Origin of the sequence: Streptomyces sp. RKAG293, from assembly GCF_023701745.1 — a bacterium.
Lineage (GTDB): Bacteria > Actinomycetota > Actinomycetes > Streptomycetales > Streptomycetaceae > Actinacidiphila.
On the sequence record NZ_JAJOZB010000001.1, the window covers coordinates 5,245,568 to 5,261,336 of the forward strand.

Genomic DNA, 15,769 nt, shown 5'->3' on the forward strand with positions numbered 1-15,769 from the left:
GGGTCACTGGCATTCCCAGACGGCGGAGTTGAAGCGTGAGTCCAGGTAGATGTCGGCGACGTAGCCGTTTCCGTAGCCGGACGAGATCTTGCCCCAGACGTTGCTGGTGACGTTGTCGTACGGCTGGCGCTCCGAGCTGCCCGTCGTCCGGCAGTGCACGGTGACGGCTCCGGTGTAGTTCGAGGGGAACTTGCCCGCCCGGGTGCCGGTCTGGGTACTGGGGTCGGAGCGGATCGCCAGCGGGTCCGGGTCGTTGCTGTTGTGCGTGATGTTCATCGTCACGTCCGGCGGCGTCAGGTCGATCGTGCCGCTCGTGGCCGCGCCCGAGCCCGCCGCGTTGCTGGTGCTCACCGAGACGTCGTACTGCTTGCTGTTCTCCAGACCGGTGACCGACTGGCTGGTGCTCTGCGTCGACTGGCTGCCGCCCGGCCAGGTCACCTTGTAGGTGACACCGGACGCGCCCGAGGGCGCCTTCCAGCTGACCTTCGCGCCGTGCCCGCCGCCGTTGTCGCTGATCTTGAGGCTCTGCGGGGCGCCGGGGGCGACACAGGGGCGGACCGGGGCCGAGGACTTCGACTCCTTGCTCGCCGCGCCGCCCGCGTACTCCGCGACGACCGTGTAGCTGAACTCCGTACCGCAGGCGCCGCCGTCGACCTGGAAGGTGAAGGGCCCGTTCGGGCCGACCTCGGACGGCGTCGCGGTCTGGCCGCTGCCCACCCCCTTGAGCAGATAGCGCTTGGGGGTGAGCCCGGAGGCCGGCTGGAACGTCAGGGTGATGGAACCGTCGCCTGACTGGGCCTGTGGGGTGCCGGGGGTCTGCGGTTCGGGGCAGCCCGCCTCCCAGTTGATGGCGCAGTTCTTCGTCGGGGTGGCCGGCGGCGCCTGGGTCGGCGGCGGCGTGGTGGCCGGCGCTTGGGTCGGCGGCCGGGTGTTGCCGCCCTGGCCCTTGCCCGGGCGGGTCGGCTGCTGCGCCTGGTGGGTCGGCCGGGAGGACGGCACGTTGTCCTCGACGGGCTTGTCGTTCTTCTTCCGGGCCGTCGGCACCTTGTCCGTGTACTTGCCGATGGTGTGGACGTCGCCGCCCGCGTTGATGACGGCGGCGGAGTTGTTGTTCTGGTCGTTGACCCACAGCAGGCCGTTGCGGACGAAGAGTTCCAGGTTGCCCGGCTTCCTCGTCACGTTCACCGAGTCCTGGAACGCCGAGGTCGCGGTGTCGTAGACGAGCAGGCTGCCGGTGGTCCCGTCCGGGATGTACACCTTCTTGCCCAGCACCTGCGGCGCGCCCAGCGCGTGCCCCTGGATCGGGACCTTGGCGTTGATGGACTGGCCGCTGGTGACGTCGACGAGCGCGAGCGCGCCGCTGTCGGAGGCGAGGATCGGCACCATCGGGCTGTCGGTCGTGGCGGGCACCAGGATCTTCAGCGGGGCGGAGTCGTTGATGCCGCCCTGCAGGTTGAAGGTCTGCTGGGTACCGGCGACGGTCAGCACCTTGGTGACGGCGTCCGTCCGGTCGGTCACCACCGGCCGGCCCTGCGCCAGGGTCAGGACCAGGTCGTGGTCCGGGGCGGCGACCTTGACCTCGGCGCTCTTCGCCCCGTTCACGAACGGGACGACGGTGCCCTTGGCGGGCTGCGGAACCCAGAGCGTGCCCTGCGAGTCGACGGCCGCGGTGCCGAGCCCCGGGCCCAGCTGGACCTTGTCCCCGGTCGGGGTGGTCAGCGCCGGGTCGATCCGCTGGACCGTGCCCTTCGCGGCGTCCACCACATACGCGTACGTGCCGCCGGAGACGAGCTGCAGTCCGCTGGTGCCGTAGTTCGTCGACTGCTCGGCGGTGAGCTGCGAGGGGTCGATCCGGACGACCTTGCCGGTCTTCCGGTCCAGCACGAGGACGGTCCTGCCGTCCTGCGCGATCGTCACGGAGTGGCCGTTCATGCCCGGCAGCTTGACCTTGCCGTCCACGTCACCCGTCAGACCGTTGGCGTGCGCGGCCTCGCCGGAACCGCTGCTGCCCAGCCAGGCGCCGATGTCCGCGAGCTGCGGGATCGAGCCCGCGGCGCCGACCCCGACCGCGACGGAGGTGGCGATGAGGGCGCCGACCGCGCCGATCGCGAGATAGCCGGTACTGCGGTTGCGGGTGGGGCGCATCGTCGCCCAGAGGGTGGTGGCGGCGGAGCCCGCGCGCTGTCTCAGGACCGCCCCGCGGCCCGGCGCCGGCGCCGCGGCGAGTGTCTCTTCGCTGAGCCTGCGCGGACGCAGTCCCCTCGTCGATCCGGCCCCCGCCATATCCAACCCCGTCCCGCACCACAAGCCGTCGTCACCGAGCATTTGTCTTGAGACTGCAGATTATCCGGCCCGCGAGGGCGATGTCAGGGGCGCAGGGCACCCCGTGACAAGCATGTGACGCTCCGGACACCCGGCGGCCCGGCCAGGGGCCCGTCCGGGGTCTGGCGTACGCTGAGCTGGTCCGTCTTGTACCCCTTCGGAAGGGACAGCACCGGTGAGCGATTACGCAGCCGTCCTCGATCGCGCCGCCGCCGGCGGCCGCATCACCCCGGAGGAGGCGCTGGACCTGTATCGCTCCGCCCCGCTGCACGCCCTCGGGTCGGCCGCCGACGCCGCGCGCCGCCTCCGGTACGCGGGCACCGAGCACATCGCGACGTACATCATCGAGCGGAACATCAACTACACGAACTCGTGCGTCACCGCGTGCAAGTTCTGCGCGTTCTACGCCGCGCCGCAGAGCGACAAGGTCTGGACGCGCGACATCGCGGACATCCTGCGCCGCTGCGCGGAGACCGTCGAGCTGGGCGGCACCCAGATCATGTTCCAGGGCGGCCACCACCCGGACTACGGCGTCGAGTACTACGAGGAGCACTTCGCCGCGATCAAGAAGGCGTACCCGCAGCTGGTCATCCACTCGCTGGGCGCGTCCGAGATCGAGCACATGTCCCGCATCTCCGGGGTGACGGCCGAGGAAGCGATCCGGCGGATCCACGCCGCGGGCCTCGACTCCTTCGCGGGCGCGGGCGCCGAGCTGCTCCCGGCCCGGCCGCGTACCGCCATCGCGCCGCTCAAGGAGTCGGGCGAGCGCTGGCTGGAGATCATGGAGATCGCGCACAACCTGGGCGTCGAGTCGACGTCCACGATGCTGATGGGCACCGGCGAGACCAACGCCGAGCGCATCGAGCACCTGCGCATGATCCGTGACGTGCAGGACCGTACGGGCGGCTTCCGCGCCTTCATCCCGTACACCTACCAGCCGGAGAACAACAAGCTGAAGGGACAGACGCAGGCCACGATCTTCGAGTACCTGCGGCTGATCGCGGTCGCCCGGCTCTTCCTGGACAACGTCGCCCACATCCAGGGCTCCTGGCTCACCGTGGGCAAGGAGGTCGGCCAGCTCTCACTGCACTACGGGGCGGACGACCTCGGCTCGATCATGCTGGAGGAGAACGTGGTCTCCTCGGCCGGCGCCAAGCACCGCTCGAACCGGATGGAGATCATCCAGCTGATCCGCTCGGCCGGCCGGGTGCCCGCGCAGCGCGCGACCACCTACGAGCACCTCGTCGTGCACGACGACCCGGCGAACGACCCGGTCAACGACCACGCCGTCTCGCACCTGTCGTCGACGGCGATCGAGGGCGGCACGGCGCACCCCGAGCTGAAGCTGCTCGCCGCCAACTGAATGCTCACGATCCACAGCGGAGACAGTGGCACCGGACGGGCGGTCGCGGTCTCCGGCGACCGGATCACGGCGGTCGGCACGGCCGATGAGCTACGCGTGCAGTTTCCGCAGGCGAGGGTGCGGGAATGGCACGGGGCCCTGGGCCCCGCGCTGGTGCACGCGGCACCGGTACCGGACGCGCCGAGTCCGCGGGAGCGGATTCACGCCCTCTTGCGGCTCGGGGCGACAGCGGTCGTGGACGGGTATCTGACGGATCCCGCCCTGCGGGCCGCCGCCGCCCGCGGCGGTCTGACGCGGGTGCCCACCGGATCCGTGCCGCCCGCGCTCGTTCCCGGCGGCCGGGCGGACCTGGCGGTGTTCGACGCCGGCGGCGCCTGTGTGGCCACCGTGGTCGGCGGACGGCTCGTGCACCGGCGGGCATGACCGCCGCGGGCGTGGTGCACCAGCGCGATCAGGCTGAGTTGCAGCCGTGAGACGCCGCCGAGCTTGAAGCGCAGGCTCGCGACGTGCAGTTTCACCGTACGTTCTGTGATGCCGAGTTCCTCGGCGAGCTCCCGGTTCGAGGCGCCGTCCCGCAGGCTCATCAGCACCTCGTGCTCACGGCCCGTCAGATCGGGGATCAGCCGCAGCCCCGCCAGGACCGCGCTGCCGTGGGGGTGGGGATCGTCGCGTAGTCCGGTCCCGCAGACCTCGCACACCGGGCAGAGCAGATGCACGGATTCCCCCCGGAAGCCTGGACTTGAGCAACGGAAGGCTATATCAGCCCGACTCAACCGGACAGCGAATCGGCCAGGCGCATCCGCGCCTGCTGCTGATCCTTGAAGTTCTTGAGGACTTCCGCGTTCTTCTCGATCAGCGCCTTCTGGTAGGCGGACTCGACGGCGTACCAGACGCCCACCAGGTTCACCTGCTGCTTGCACGCGACGTCGGCGGTGGCGGTGGTGACCGCCCGCGCACCCGACAGATCGGTCAGACCCAGCGCCGCCGGCACCCCCAGCGGCGACGGGACGCGGTAGCCGTGCCCGGCCATGCACGCCGCCCAGTCCCGGATCACCCGCACCACCCGGGAGTCCTGCCGGGAGCGCTCGTTGGCCTCGGCGTTGAGGTTCTGCGGGAAGGTGATGTCGACGGCGGCGGCGTCGGGCGCGTAGAGCCTGAGCCCCGATTCGCCCGTGCAGCCCGCGACGGGGATCTTGACGCCGTTGACGACCCCGGTGTTCTTGTCGGAGGTCCTGGCCTTCTCCGCCTCCTCCAGGTTCGCGGGGAGGGACTTGGGGTCCAGGTCCGGCGGGCCGTCCAGGACGAGGGACTCGTTGGTCCCCCTGGCCGGGCGCGGGGCGCGGACCGGGGCCTGCTGCGGCGGGTCGCCGTAGCCGTACCTGGCGGCCAGGGACGGGCTGGACACGCCGTAGCGGCGGCCGTTCTCGCCGTAGACGTCCGTGCCGACGGCCGGTGCCGGTGCGGTGTAGCGGAAGCCGTAGCGCCGCATGCACTGGTCGATGAGGACGTCCTGGGCCTTCTGCAACTCCTGCCGCTGCTCCGCCGGGACGAGGTAGTCGTCCATCGGGAACGTCAGCCCGTTGCTGTCGAGGAGCGCGGGCGTCGCGCCGACCGCCGGCTCCGCCCGGTCCCCCGGCGCACCGGACTTCGCCTCCGCGGAACCCGCGCCGGAGGCGGATCCGCAGCCCGTGAGGCCCGTCAGGAGAAGGGCGAGCAGGGCGAGGCAGGCAGCGGGGGCGGCGGCACGGCGGCTGGGCATCGGCGGACTCCGGGGGACGCGGGGGAGCGGGCGGCGCGGATCGGCGCGGGTCGGCGCACGGGCTCCGCCGCCCCCTCCCGCGGTGCGGACGGAGCGGCGGGGCCGCGGATCAGCCGGGGTTGGCGGACGAGATCTTGTTCTTGAAGTTGGTGCTGGCGTTGCTCCACGTGTACGCCGGGATCCACCCGTGCACCCCGGCGCGGTACGCGTCCGTCCAGACGCTCCACGTCTGCGCGTCGCGGTTCCAGTACGACTCGGTGTTGTCGTTGGGCGAGATGCTGAAGTTGGCGGCGTACCGGTCACCGGCGAAGTTGTTACCCGCGTAGAACAGGTCGAACAGCAGGTTGGTGCGGTTCTGGGCGTAGTACAGGCCCAGTTCGCCCGGCTCCAGGTTGCCGTCCTTGCCCAGCGCGTCGGCCGGTCCCGCGCAGACGAGCGAGGCGGTGCCGAGCGCGGCCAGGGCCAGGGTCGTGGCGAGAGTGCGGCGGAGAGTGGTGCGGTCGACGTGCGTCATGCGGCGTTCCTCCCTGATGCGTGGTGCGTGAAGCCGCGACGGCGGCGCACTATGCGACCAGAGGGAATGTCGCTGTATCTACTGTCCTTTGGGACAGTAGAGCGGCTGTTCGACCGCGGCTACGCTGATCGATCGTGCACAGCGCAGACCGGACCCCGTCCCGTACCCCGTTCCGAACCCCTCGCACCCTCCACCGCCCGATCCCGCTGCTGCTGCCCGCGCTGCTGGCCGCGGCGCTGGGCGCCGGTGGCTGTTCCGTGGACTCCGGGCCCGGGACGCCAGGGAACTCCGGCGGGAGCGAGCAGGTCAAGAACAACACCACGACGGTCGACCCGGTCCCCGCGGCGTTCCTGGAAGCGATGCGGCAGGAGACGAAGTGCATGCGTGAGCACGGGATCACGGACTATCCCGACCCCAGCCCGGCGACCGGTGAGTTCCAGTACCCGGCCGAGCTGGGGAAGCGCCTGAAGCAGGATCCGTCCACCGCCGCCATCTGGCAGACCTGCCAGGCGAAGTCCGGCGGCGACGGGATCCAGGGTGGCTGACGCACCGGTCCTCGCACGGCGCCGGATCTGGGTGATCGCCGTCGCGGTGGGCGCGCTGGCGCTGTCGGGCTCGGCCGCCGGGGCGTCGCTGGTCATCAAGTCGCCCGCCCAGGCCGCAGCGGAGCGTGCGGCGCCGGCTCCCGACCTGCTGACCGCGCCGGTGGAGCGCCGGGTCCTCAAGGACTCGGTGATCCTGCGCGGCACGGTGCGGGCCGGCCAGTCGGTGGACGTCTCGCCCTCCGTCACGGCGGGGGAGGGCGCCGCCACACCGGTCGTGACGAAGCTGCTGGTGGCCCCCCGCGCGACGGTGACCGACGGCAAGGTGCTGCTGGAGGTGTCCGGGCGGCCGGTGTTCGCGCTGCGCGGCGCGCTGCCGGTGTACCGGGACCTGAAGCCCGGCGCGACCGGTGACGACGTCGCCCAACTGCAGCGCTCGCTCGGCGAACTGGGCCACCGGTCGGGCGACGACCCGCCCGGGACCTTCGGGCCCGGGACGAAGGCGGCGCTGACGGGGTTCTACGCCTCGATCGGCTACGACCCGCTGCCGGCCCACGCGGACGGCGGCGAGGCGCTGAAGGCGGCCCGGGACGCGGTGACCGCGGCCGAACGCGCCCTCCAGGACGCGCAGGACGCACAGGACGAGATGGACGCGGCGAACGAGCCGTTCCTGTCCCCGACAGGGAAGCCCGGCACCGGCGGCCCCACGACCGGCAATCCGCCGGCCGGCAATCCGCCGGCCGGGAAACCCGCCACCAGCAAGGCCGCGAAGCGCGCCGTGCAGCGGGCCCGGGAGGATCTCGGCAGCGCGCGGACGGACCTCGCCGCGGTCCTCGCCACCGGCGGGCCGATGCTGCCGGCCGCCGAAGTGGTCTACCTGGACGGCTTTCCGGCCCGGGTGGACTCCATACCCGCGCACGTGGGATCGAAGGTGTCGGGAGCCGCGGTCATGACCGTCTCGGCCGGCGCGCTGGTGGTGCGGGGCACGCTGCAGGAGTACCAGAAGGGCCTGGTACGGCCGGGGCAGCGGGTCCAGATCCTGTCGGAGGTCAGCGGGGTGACCGCGGCGGCGACGGTGGCCTCGGTCGCCACGTCCGTCGACGGCGGGCAGGCGCAGGGGCAGCCGTCGGAGGAGCAGCAGGACCAGGACCAGGGACAGAATCAGGGGCAGAGCCAGGACCGGGACCAGGGCGGGGCCGCCGGGCCGCGCGGATATCCGATGGTGGTCCGCCCCGACCTCCCGCTGGATCCACAACTCGCGGGTCAGGACGTCCGCCTGACCGTGGAGGCGGCCTCCACGGACGGGGTCGCGCTCGTCGTCCCCGTCACCGCGATCTCGGCGGGCGCGGACGGCCGCACGGTCGTCACGGTCGTCACGGTCGTCGCGAAGGGAGGCGCGCAGCGCCGGGTGGAGGTCAGACCGGGCACCACCGGGGACGGTTTCGTGGAGGTCGTCCCGCTGGGGAACGGCGTGCTCGCGGAAGGCGACCGGGTCGTCACCGGGGTCAGGGACACCTCCCCCGGAAGCCCGTCCAAGGAAGCGTCCGGCTCCAAGGACGCCTCCGGCTCCAAGGACGCGTCCAGTGGTCGCTGACCTCCCCGCGGTCGAGGCCCCCGCGGTCATCGAACTGCGTCAGGCGGGGCTCACCTATCCCGGCCCGCCGCCGGTCGCCGCGCTCACCGCCTGCGATCTGACGGTGGGAGCGGGCGAGTTCGTGACCGTCGTCGGCCCGTCCGGCTCCGGCAAGTCCACCTTCCTGAACATCGTGGGCCTGCTGGACGTGCCCACCTCCGGCAGCTACCTGCTCGACGGCATCGACACCGGCGCGCTCAAGGACGCCGACCGCACCGCGCTGCGCGGCCGGCGCATCGGCTTCGTCTTCCAGTCCTTCCACCTCCTGCCGTACCGCAGCGCCGTGGAGAACGTCCGGCTCGCCCTGCTGTACGGCGCCGTGCCGCGCGCCGCGTCCCACGAGCGGGCCCGCGAGGCGCTGGCCAGGGTGGGTCTCGGCCACCGGCTGGACGCCGCGCCCACCCGGCTGTCCGGCGGCGAGCAGCAGCGGGTGGCCATCGCGCGCGCCCTGGTCTCCCGGCCGTCGCTGCTGCTCTGCGACGAGCCGACCGGCAACCTCGACACCGCCACCGCGGGCGCGATCCTGGGCCTGCTCGACGAGTTGCACGCCGACGGCATGACGATCGTCGTCATCACCCACGACCCGCTGGTCGCGGCCCGCGGCGCGCGCACCGTCTCGATCCGCGACGGCGTGCTGACCGAACGGGCCACGGTGTGAGGTTCCGGTCCGGCATGGGGTTCCGGTGGCGCGGGGCCGGCGGGAAGGGCGCGCGGCGTCCCGTCGAGCCGTCCGTCCTCCCGCTGCGCGAGCTGTTCTCCGAGTCGCTCGCCGGGATGCTGCAGCGCCCCGGCCGCTCCGCGCTCACCGCGCTCGGCACCGTCCTCGGCGTCGGCACGTTCGTGGCGATCCTCGGGCTGACGGCCACCACGTCCTCGCAGATCGACTCCCGCTTCGACCTGCTCACCGCGACCGAGGTGACGGTCGAGGACACCAGCGTCCAGCAGAACGCGTTCGCCGGGCCCGCCTTCCCGGCCGACGCCGACGAACGCGTCGGCCGGCTCGGCGGCGTGGAGCACGCCGGCGTGTACTGGACGGTGCACCCGGCCGGCAGCTCCACCGTCCGCTCCTCGCCGGTGGGCGCCGACTCCGGCGGCGAGGAGATCGGCATCGTCGCCGCGTCACCCGGCGCTCTCCTCGCGGCGGACCCGCACCTCGCGCAGGGCAGGCTCTACGACGGCTACCTGTCGCGGAGCGCGCAGCCGGTCGCCGTGATCGGCTCGGGCATCGCCGCCCGCCTCGGCATCACCACCCTGGAGACGTATCCGGCGGTCTTCATCGGCGATCAGCCGTTCACCGTGGTCGGGATCATCGACGACACCCGCCGCAAGGCGGACTTCCTGCTGTCGGTGATCGTGCCGCGCACCACCGCCGAGCGGGTCTGGGGGCCGCCGAGGGGCGGCGACGCCAGGATGCTGATCGCCACCAGGGTCGGCGCCGCCGGACAGATCGCCCATGAGGCCCCCACCGCGCTCCGCCCCGACCACCCCGAATACCTGAAGGCCGTCCCGCCGCCCGACCCCCGTACGCTGCGCGGCACCGTCACCGGCGACCTCAACCAGCTGTTCCTCCTCCTCGCGGCGATCTGCCTGGTCATCGGCGCCGTCGGCATCGCCAACACGACCCTGGTCGCGGTCCTGGAACGCACCGCCGAGATCGGGCTGCGCCGCGCCCTGGGCGCGCGGGGCCGGCACATCACCGCCCAGTTCCTGGCCGAGTCCGGCGCCCTGGGGGCGCTGGGCGGGCTGGTGGGCACCAGCCTCGGCGGCCTCACGGTCGTGATCGTCGCCCTCGTACGGGACTGGACGCCGGTCGTCCATCCGCTGACGATCGCGTCCGCCCCGGTGATCGGGCTGCTCACGGGGCTGCTCGCCGGCCTCTACCCGGCCCTGCGGGCGTCGCGCATCCAGCCGGCGGAGGCGCTCCGCCGCTGATCGTCGGCTGATCCGTCGGGGAACCGTCGGGGAACCGGCGGGGAATCGTCGGCTGATCCGGCGGGGAAACGACGGTCCGCAGGCGACCCCGGGCCGGAGTGGCGGGCGCGGGGTGGAGAATGGGCCCGTGACCCGAGCCTCCCTGGAAAAGCAGCCGCACGAAGTCGCCGCGATGTTCGACGACGTAGCCGCCAAGTACGACCTGACGAACGACGTGCTGTCACTCGGCCAGGCCCGGCTGTGGCGCAAGGCCGTCGCGCAGGCCCTCGACGTCCGGCCCGGCGAGCGCGTCCTCGACCTCGGTGCCGGGACCGGCACCTCCTCGCTGCCCTTCGTCGCGGCGGGCGCCCAGGTCGTCCCGTGCGACTTCTCCGTCGGCATGCTGCGCGAGGGCAAGAAGCGCCACCCGACCCTGCCGCTCACGGCGGGCGACGCGACCAGGCTGCCGTTCGCCGACGGAGTCTTCGACGCGGTCACCATCTCCTTCGCGCTCCGCAACGTGCACGACACGGACGCCGGGCTGCGCGAGATGCTGCGCGTCACCAAGCCGGGCGGCCGCGTCGTGATCTGCGAATTCAGCAGCCCGACGTTCAAGCCGTTCCGCACCGTCTACACCGAGTACCTGATGCGGGCCCTGCCGCCGGTCGCGACCGCGGTGAGCAGCAACCCGGACGCGTACGTCTATCTCGCCGAGTCCATCCGCGCCTGGCCCGACCAGGCCGCGCTCGCCTCCCGGCTGCAGGAGGCCGGCTGGGCCAAGGTCGCCTGGCGCAACCTCACCGGCGGTGTCGTCGCGCTGCACAGGGCAGCGAAGATCGGTCAATAACCGGGCAGTTGTGAGGTCGGTGACAATAAACTCCGGGGTCTGAACGAGGACGGCCGTTCCCCGACGGCCGTTCCCCGACACACGATCCCGACACCCGGAGTGCCCCATGCCGTTCTGCCCCGCCTGCGGCAACGCGTCGTCGGACGATGCACGTTTCTGCATGAGATGCGGCCGTGAACTGGGGGCGCCCCCGATACCGGGGCGGCCGCCGGCCGAGGGGCAGGAGCCGCCGCCCGAGGGGCAGGAATCGCCGGTGAGCGGCCAGGCGCCGCCCGTCCCGGGACAGCCGCCGGTTCCGGGACAGCCGCCCGTTCCGGGTCAGCCGCCGGCCCCGCCGACCGCACCGCCCACGTACGGCGGGCCGCCCTACGGTCCGCCCGCGTCCGGGCCGCCCGTTTACGCCCCGCCCGCCTACGCGCCACCGCCGTACGCCCCGACCGCGTACGCCCCTACCGCGTACGCCCCCGTGCCGCAGGGGCCCTCGCCCATCGCCCTGTTCCTGCGCCGCACCTTCTCCGGCGACTGGACGGGACCGCTCAAGGCGGGCCTGTGGCCCACCGCCGTGCTGCTGGCGTTGGCCGCACTGCTGGCGACGCAGTCCAACCGGCAGACCGACGAGGCCGACCTCGGCTACGGCGACCGGCTGCGCGGCTACCTCGCGATGGTCCTCCAGGGCGTCGGCGGCATCTTCGGCGCCAAGATCACGCCGGGCGACGGCGGTTCGTCCTCCGACGACTACGACGGCAGCACCGCCGCCCCCTTCCTGCGCTCGTCGACCCAGGACACCTTCACCCTGTCGATCGTGCCGCTGGTGGTCACCATCCTGTGGGCCCTCGCCCTCGTCCTGGCCCTGCGCCACCTGCGCCGCACGCAGACCGGCGCCGAGGCGGCGATCCGGGTGGCGGCGGTGTGCACGGCCGCCGCACTCGTCCTGGCGCTCGTCGCCCAGCCGAGTCTCACGGTGACGGACGGGGAGTCCGGGGACCGGATCGACATCACGTCCGGCCCGTTCACCGTGCTCCTGTGGACCTTCGTGCTCAGCCTGCTGGTGGGCCTGTTCGTGCTGTGCCGCGACCGGCTGGACGGACACCTGTCGACCAGCCCGGGACTGGCCGCCGCGACCCGCGCCCTGCGGGCCGCGATCCTGGCGCTCGGCATCGGGGTGGGCGGGTGCGCGCTCATCGTCCTGATCGTCGTGGCCGATCACTCCGACGAGATGGACAACGGGTCCTGGATGGGCATCTCGTTGCTGATCGTGAACGCGGGGCTCTCGGCCCTGGGCCTCGCCTGGGGAGTGCCGGTCGAAGCGACCCGGTCGGGATCCGGCTACGAAAGCGAGCGGCTCGGCCTCTCCGACCTGGGGAAGTTCGGTGACGGCTGGGCCGTTCCCGGCGCCCTCGCCGCCGGTGTGGTCTGCGCGCTGATCCTCGGCGTGGTGGCCGTCCGCCGCTGCGCCGACCGGCGCGAGCAGTGGCTGGCGGCCGGCTTCTACGCGGGGCTCTTCGTCCTGCTGATCGCGATCGGCGGCACGAAGGGCACGTACGCGGAGGGCACCAGGTCCGCGACGGTGGAGGCCGCCTCCAGCGTTCCGGAAGCGCTGCTCTTCGGGCTGCTGTGGGCCTTCGGCGGGGTGCTCGCCGTGACGTTCATCCTGCGGGTGCGCGCGGGAGGTCCGGGCGGCACGCCCGGATACCCGCCCGCCTACCCGCCGGGCTACGGGCAGCCCTCACAGCCTTTGCAACCTTCGCAGCCCTCACAGCCGGGGTTCGTGCCGGCGCAGGACGTGCCGGCGCAGGACCTCCCGTCGTACGGCGGGCAGCCGTACGACGCGCCGTCGGCCGGCGGTTTCACGGAACCCGAGCTGCTGCTGAACCTCAACGCCCCGGCCGGGAAGCCGGGCCGGGCGCCCCGCAACCGGCTGCTCGTGGTCGGGCTGATCATGCTGGGCGCGTTCGCGATCGGGGGCGTGGCCACCGCGGGCGTGATCATGTTCAACCGGAACGACGACAAGCCGGCGACTCCGTCCTCCTGCCCGTCCGCGCCCGCCTCCTCCGGGGACAGCACGGAGTTGTGCGCCGAGTCCCCGTCCCCAGGCGACGACAGCCCGTCCGACGAGCCGAGCCCGTCCGACAGCACGTCCGACGAGCCGAGCCCCTCCGACAGCCCCTCCGACACCCCGTCCGAGACCCCGACCGACGATCCGTTCGGCAGCCCGTCGGACTCCCCGGCCGGCCTCCCGAGCAGCGCCGTCTGAGGAACCCGGGGAGCTCGGAGCGTCCCGCACCGAGAGCCGCCGCCCGCACCCGGGCGGCGGCCTCATAGACTCGGTAGGAGCCAAGACCCCTCGCCGAGACCGGAGAGCCCACCGTGACCGACACCGCCCTGTCCGAGAACAGCGCCGATGTGATCGTCGTCGGCGCCGGGCCCGCCGGTTCGACGACCGCGTACTACCTGGCCAAGGCGGGACTCGACGTCCTCCTCCTGGAGAAGACCGCGTTCCCGCGCGAGAAGGTCTGCGGCGACGGGCTGACCCCGCGCGCCACCAAGCAGCTCGTCGGCATGGGCATCGACATCTCCGAAGAGGCCGGCTGGCTCCGCAACAAGGGGCTGCGCATCATCGGCGGCGGCGTCCGCCTCCAGCTCGACTGGCCGGACCTCGCCTCGTACCCGGACTACGGACTCGTCCGCAAGCGCGAGGACTTCGACGAGCTGCTCGCCCGCCAGGCCCAGAAGGCCGGCGCCCGGCTGCACGAGCGCTGCAACGTCGGCGCCCCGATCCGTGACGAGCGCACCGGCCACATCATCGGCGTCGAGGCCAAGCTCGGCGAGGAGAAGACCCCGGTCACCTTCCACGCCCCGCTGGTCGTGGCCGCCGACGGCAACTCGACGCGGCTGTCCCTGCACATGGGCCTGCACCGCCGCGAGGACCGCCCGATGGGCGTCGCGGTCCGCACGTACTTCACCTCGCCCCGCCACGACGACGACTACCTCGAATCCTGGCTGGAACTCTGGGACAAGCGCGGCACCGAGGACCGGCTGCTGCCCGGCTACGGCTGGATCTTCGGCATGGGCGACGGCACGAGCAACGTCGGCCTCGGCATCCTCAACTCGTCGAAGGCCTTCCGGGAGCTGGACTGGCGCGAGGTCCTCAAGACGTGGTGCGCCTCCATGCCCGCCGACTGGGGCTACACCGAGGAGAACCAGGTCGGCCCCATCCGCGGCGCCGCCCTCCCGATGGCCTTCAACCGCCAGCCGCACTACACCAAGGGCCTGCTGCTCGTCGGCGACGCCGGCGGCCTCGTCAACCCGTTCAACGGCGAGGGCATCGCCTATGCGATGGAATCCGGTCAGATCGCCGCCGACGTCATCGTCCAGGCCCACGCCCGCCAGACCCCCGCCCAGCGCGAACTGGCGCTGCACAACTACCCGCGCATCCTCAAGGAGACGTACGGCGGTTACTACACGCTGGGCCGCGCCTTCGTGAAGCTCATCGGCAACCCGCGGGTCATGAAGGTCATCACCGAGCGCGGTCTCACCCACCCGGTCCTGATGCGCTTCACCCTCAAGATGCTCGCCAACCTCACGGACCCGACCGGCGGCGACGCGATGGACCGCATCATCAACGGCCTGAGCAAGGTCGCCCCGAACTCCTGAGGCGAGGCTCCTGGCAGGTGGGTGCCGACGCGCGCCGGGAGGCGGTTCCCCGCCCTCCCGGCGCGTCCGTCATGCCTGGTCAGGCGCCGACGACTCCGGAACCGGAGATGGTGACCTTCGCGGAGGTCTTGCCGCTCCGGGAGCCGTAGCCCTCGATCTTCGTGACCAGGTCCTGGCTGGCCTGGTCGGCGACCTCGCCGAAGACGACGTGCTTGCCGTCGAGGTGCGGCGTCGCCACGGTGGTGATGAAGAACTGCGAGCCGTTGGTGTTCGGCCCGGCGTTCGCCATCGACAGCAGGCCCGGCTTGGTGTGCTTGCGGGTGAAGTTCTCGTCCGCGAACTTCGCGCCGTAGATGCTCTTGCCGCCGGTGCCGTCACCGCGGGTGAAGTCGCCGCCCTGGAGCATGAAGCCCGGGATGACGCGGTGGAACGAGGACCCCTCGTAGCCGAAGCCCTGCTCGCCGGTGGCGAGCGCGCGGAAGTTCTCCACGGTCTTGGGGGCCACGTCGTCGTAGAGGTTGAAGGTGATGCGCCCGGCGGGGGCGTCATCGATGGTGATGTCGAAGTACACGCTGATCGTCATGCCCCCCATCCTGACACCCCGAGCCCCTATGGGCCGATTCCTGGGGGTCCGGCACGCGTCACAACTGCTCTGACCTGGCCTTTCACAGCTCGAACCAGACGGACTTCCCCGGCCCCGCGTCGGTCGGCCGCACCCCCCAGTCGGTGGCACAGTCCCCGATGAGCGCCAGCCCCCGCCCCGACTCGTCACCCCCCTCGGCCGCCCGCCCGGCAGGCAGCCCCGGCGCGAAGTCGTGCACGAGGACGCGCAGCGTCTCGCAGGCGTCGCGGCCGGTGTCGGTGTCGGTCGCCGTGCGGCGCCCGGTCCACTCGGCCGAAAGCGTCACGGGTATCGAACAGCCGCTGCTGTGACACGCGTTGACCGCGTTCGTCACGGCCTCGGACGTCAACAGCAGCGCCGTATCAGTGAGATCGTCCCGCCGCGCACTCCGCAGGAGCGCACGAACGGCTTCACGAGCGGACCGCACCCAGACGGGGTCGGGCGGGAAGACTAGGGAAAAGTCGGGTCCTGGCATGACGTGATGCCTCCGGGTGTCCGGTTGCCCTCAATGTATTGACGCAGGGTCAATTCACCCTGGAGAAGCGGTGCTTCCGTTTCGCAAGGGGTGGGCTGGTCATTCTTGACGGTAGAGACCCACGTGT

Annotated in this window: 14 protein-coding genes and 1 pseudogene; 9 read left to right on the top strand and 6 right to left on the bottom strand. The window is 72.2% G+C overall.

Annotation, left to right across the window (positions count from 1 at the left end; all coding sequences use genetic code 11):
* Positions 1-3: 3 nt before the first annotated feature.
* Positions 4-2,145 carry a fibronectin type III domain-containing protein gene (locus tag LNW72_RS23425; protein ID WP_250977190.1) on the bottom strand — a complete coding sequence of 714 codons (2,142 nt, stop codon included), beginning with the start codon at positions 2,143-2,145 and terminating at the stop codon, positions 4-6.
* 352 nt (positions 2,146-2,497) lie between these two features.
* Here LNW72_RS23425 and mqnC point away from each other — a divergent pair, with 352 nt between their 5' ends.
* Together mqnC and LNW72_RS42130 are read left to right on the top strand one after the other, a co-directional pair.
* Positions 2,498-3,685: a cyclic dehypoxanthinyl futalosine synthase gene (gene mqnC / locus LNW72_RS23430; RefSeq protein WP_138355183.1), complete on the top strand. Its 1,188-nt coding sequence runs from the start codon at positions 2,498-2,500 to the stop codon at positions 3,683-3,685.
* Positions 3,686-3,790: pseudogene (locus LNW72_RS42130) on the top strand (hypothetical protein); the annotation flags it as partial. It abuts the gene before it with no gap.
* A 95-nt stretch (positions 3,791-3,885) separates the two neighbouring features.
* Here the strand turns inward: LNW72_RS42130 and LNW72_RS41715 are convergent.
* The 3 genes from LNW72_RS41715 to LNW72_RS23450 all read right to left on the bottom strand — a co-directional run bounded on the left by LNW72_RS41715 (position 3,886) and on the right by LNW72_RS23450 (position 5,958).
* Positions 3,886-4,401 carry a helix-turn-helix transcriptional regulator gene (locus LNW72_RS41715; protein ID WP_308402011.1) on the bottom strand — a complete coding sequence of 172 codons (516 nt, stop codon included), beginning with the start codon at positions 4,399-4,401 and terminating at the stop codon, positions 3,886-3,888.
* 53 nt (positions 4,402-4,454) lie between these two features.
* The gene (locus LNW72_RS23445) at positions 4,455-5,444 is read right to left on the bottom strand and encodes a hypothetical protein (protein WP_250977192.1); all 990 of its coding nucleotides are present in this window, start codon (positions 5,442-5,444) and stop codon (positions 4,455-4,457) included.
* Positions 5,445-5,553: 109 nt separating this feature from the next.
* Positions 5,554-5,958: a peptidase inhibitor family I36 protein gene (locus LNW72_RS23450; RefSeq protein ID WP_250977193.1), complete on the bottom strand. Its 405-nt coding sequence runs from the start codon at positions 5,956-5,958 to the stop codon at positions 5,554-5,556.
* A gap of 134 nt (positions 5,959-6,092) precedes the next feature.
* Between LNW72_RS23450 and LNW72_RS23455 the strand changes: the two genes are divergently transcribed.
* The 7 genes from LNW72_RS23455 to LNW72_RS23485 all read left to right on the top strand — a co-directional run bounded on the left by LNW72_RS23455 (position 6,093) and on the right by LNW72_RS23485 (position 14,545).
* Positions 6,093-6,503 (top strand): hypothetical protein, encoded by a 411-nt coding sequence (locus tag LNW72_RS23455; RefSeq protein ID WP_250977194.1) that lies wholly within the window; start codon positions 6,093-6,095, stop codon positions 6,501-6,503.
* The gene (locus tag LNW72_RS23460; protein ID WP_250977195.1) at positions 6,496-8,094 is read left to right on the top strand and encodes a peptidoglycan-binding protein; all 1,599 of its coding nucleotides are present in this window, start codon (positions 6,496-6,498) and stop codon (positions 8,092-8,094) included. Before LNW72_RS23455 ends, LNW72_RS23460 begins: the two co-directional genes overlap by 8 nt.
* Positions 8,084-8,791, top strand: a complete 708-nt coding sequence (locus tag LNW72_RS23465; RefSeq protein ID WP_308402012.1) for an ABC transporter ATP-binding protein — start codon at positions 8,084-8,086, stop codon at positions 8,789-8,791. The genes LNW72_RS23460 and LNW72_RS23465 overlap by 11 nt, the downstream gene beginning before the upstream one ends.
* A 14-nt stretch (positions 8,792-8,805) precedes the next feature.
* On the top strand, positions 8,806-10,065 hold the full coding sequence (locus tag LNW72_RS23470; protein ID WP_250977196.1) for an ABC transporter permease: 1,260 nt from the start codon (positions 8,806-8,808) through the stop codon (positions 10,063-10,065).
* Between the two features lie 127 nt (positions 10,066-10,192).
* Complete coding sequence (locus tag LNW72_RS23475) at positions 10,193-10,891, top strand: demethylmenaquinone methyltransferase (protein WP_250977197.1); 699 nt, start codon at positions 10,193-10,195, stop codon at positions 10,889-10,891.
* 253 nt (positions 10,892-11,144) lie between these two features.
* Entirely contained in the window at positions 11,145-13,145 is a 2,001-nt protein-coding gene (locus LNW72_RS23480) for an MSCRAMM family adhesin SdrC (protein WP_250977198.1), read from the top strand.
* A gap of 113 nt (positions 13,146-13,258) precedes the next feature.
* Entirely contained in the window at positions 13,259-14,545 is a 1,287-nt protein-coding gene (locus tag LNW72_RS23485) for a geranylgeranyl reductase family protein (RefSeq protein ID WP_250977199.1), read from the top strand.
* 79 nt (positions 14,546-14,624) lie between these two features.
* Here the strand turns inward: LNW72_RS23485 and LNW72_RS23490 are convergent, their stop codons facing one another.
* Together LNW72_RS23490 and LNW72_RS23495 are read right to left on the bottom strand one after the other, a co-directional pair.
* The gene (locus LNW72_RS23490; RefSeq protein WP_250977200.1) at positions 14,625-15,128 is read right to left on the bottom strand and encodes a peptidylprolyl isomerase; all 504 of its coding nucleotides are present in this window, start codon (positions 15,126-15,128) and stop codon (positions 14,625-14,627) included.
* 82 nt (positions 15,129-15,210) lie between these two features.
* Positions 15,211-15,642: an ATP-binding protein gene (locus LNW72_RS23495; RefSeq protein ID WP_250977201.1), complete on the bottom strand. Its 432-nt coding sequence runs from the start codon at positions 15,640-15,642 to the stop codon at positions 15,211-15,213.
* Positions 15,643-15,769 lie beyond the last annotated feature (127 nt).

Excerpts from the sequence above, each read along its gene's own strand:
- LNW72_RS23425 (WP_250977190.1), bottom strand. The coding sequence starts at position 2,145 with ATGCGCCCCACCCGCAACCGCAGTACCGGCTATCTCGCGATCGGCGCG.
- LNW72_RS23495 (WP_250977201.1), bottom strand. The coding sequence starts at position 15,642 with ATGCCAGGACCCGACTTTTCCCTAGTCTTCCCGCCCGACCCCGTCTGG.
- LNW72_RS23470 (WP_250977196.1), top strand. The coding sequence starts at position 8,806 with ATGGGGTTCCGGTGGCGCGGGGCCGGCGGGAAGGGCGCGCGGCGTCCC.
- LNW72_RS23450 (WP_250977193.1), bottom strand. The coding sequence starts at position 5,958 with ATGACGCACGTCGACCGCACCACTCTCCGCCGCACTCTCGCCACGACC.
- LNW72_RS23445 (WP_250977192.1), bottom strand. The coding sequence starts at position 5,444 with ATGCCCAGCCGCCGTGCCGCCGCCCCCGCTGCCTGCCTCGCCCTGCTC.
- LNW72_RS23490 (WP_250977200.1), bottom strand. The coding sequence starts at position 15,128 with ATGACGATCAGCGTGTACTTCGACATCACCATCGATGACGCCCCCGCC.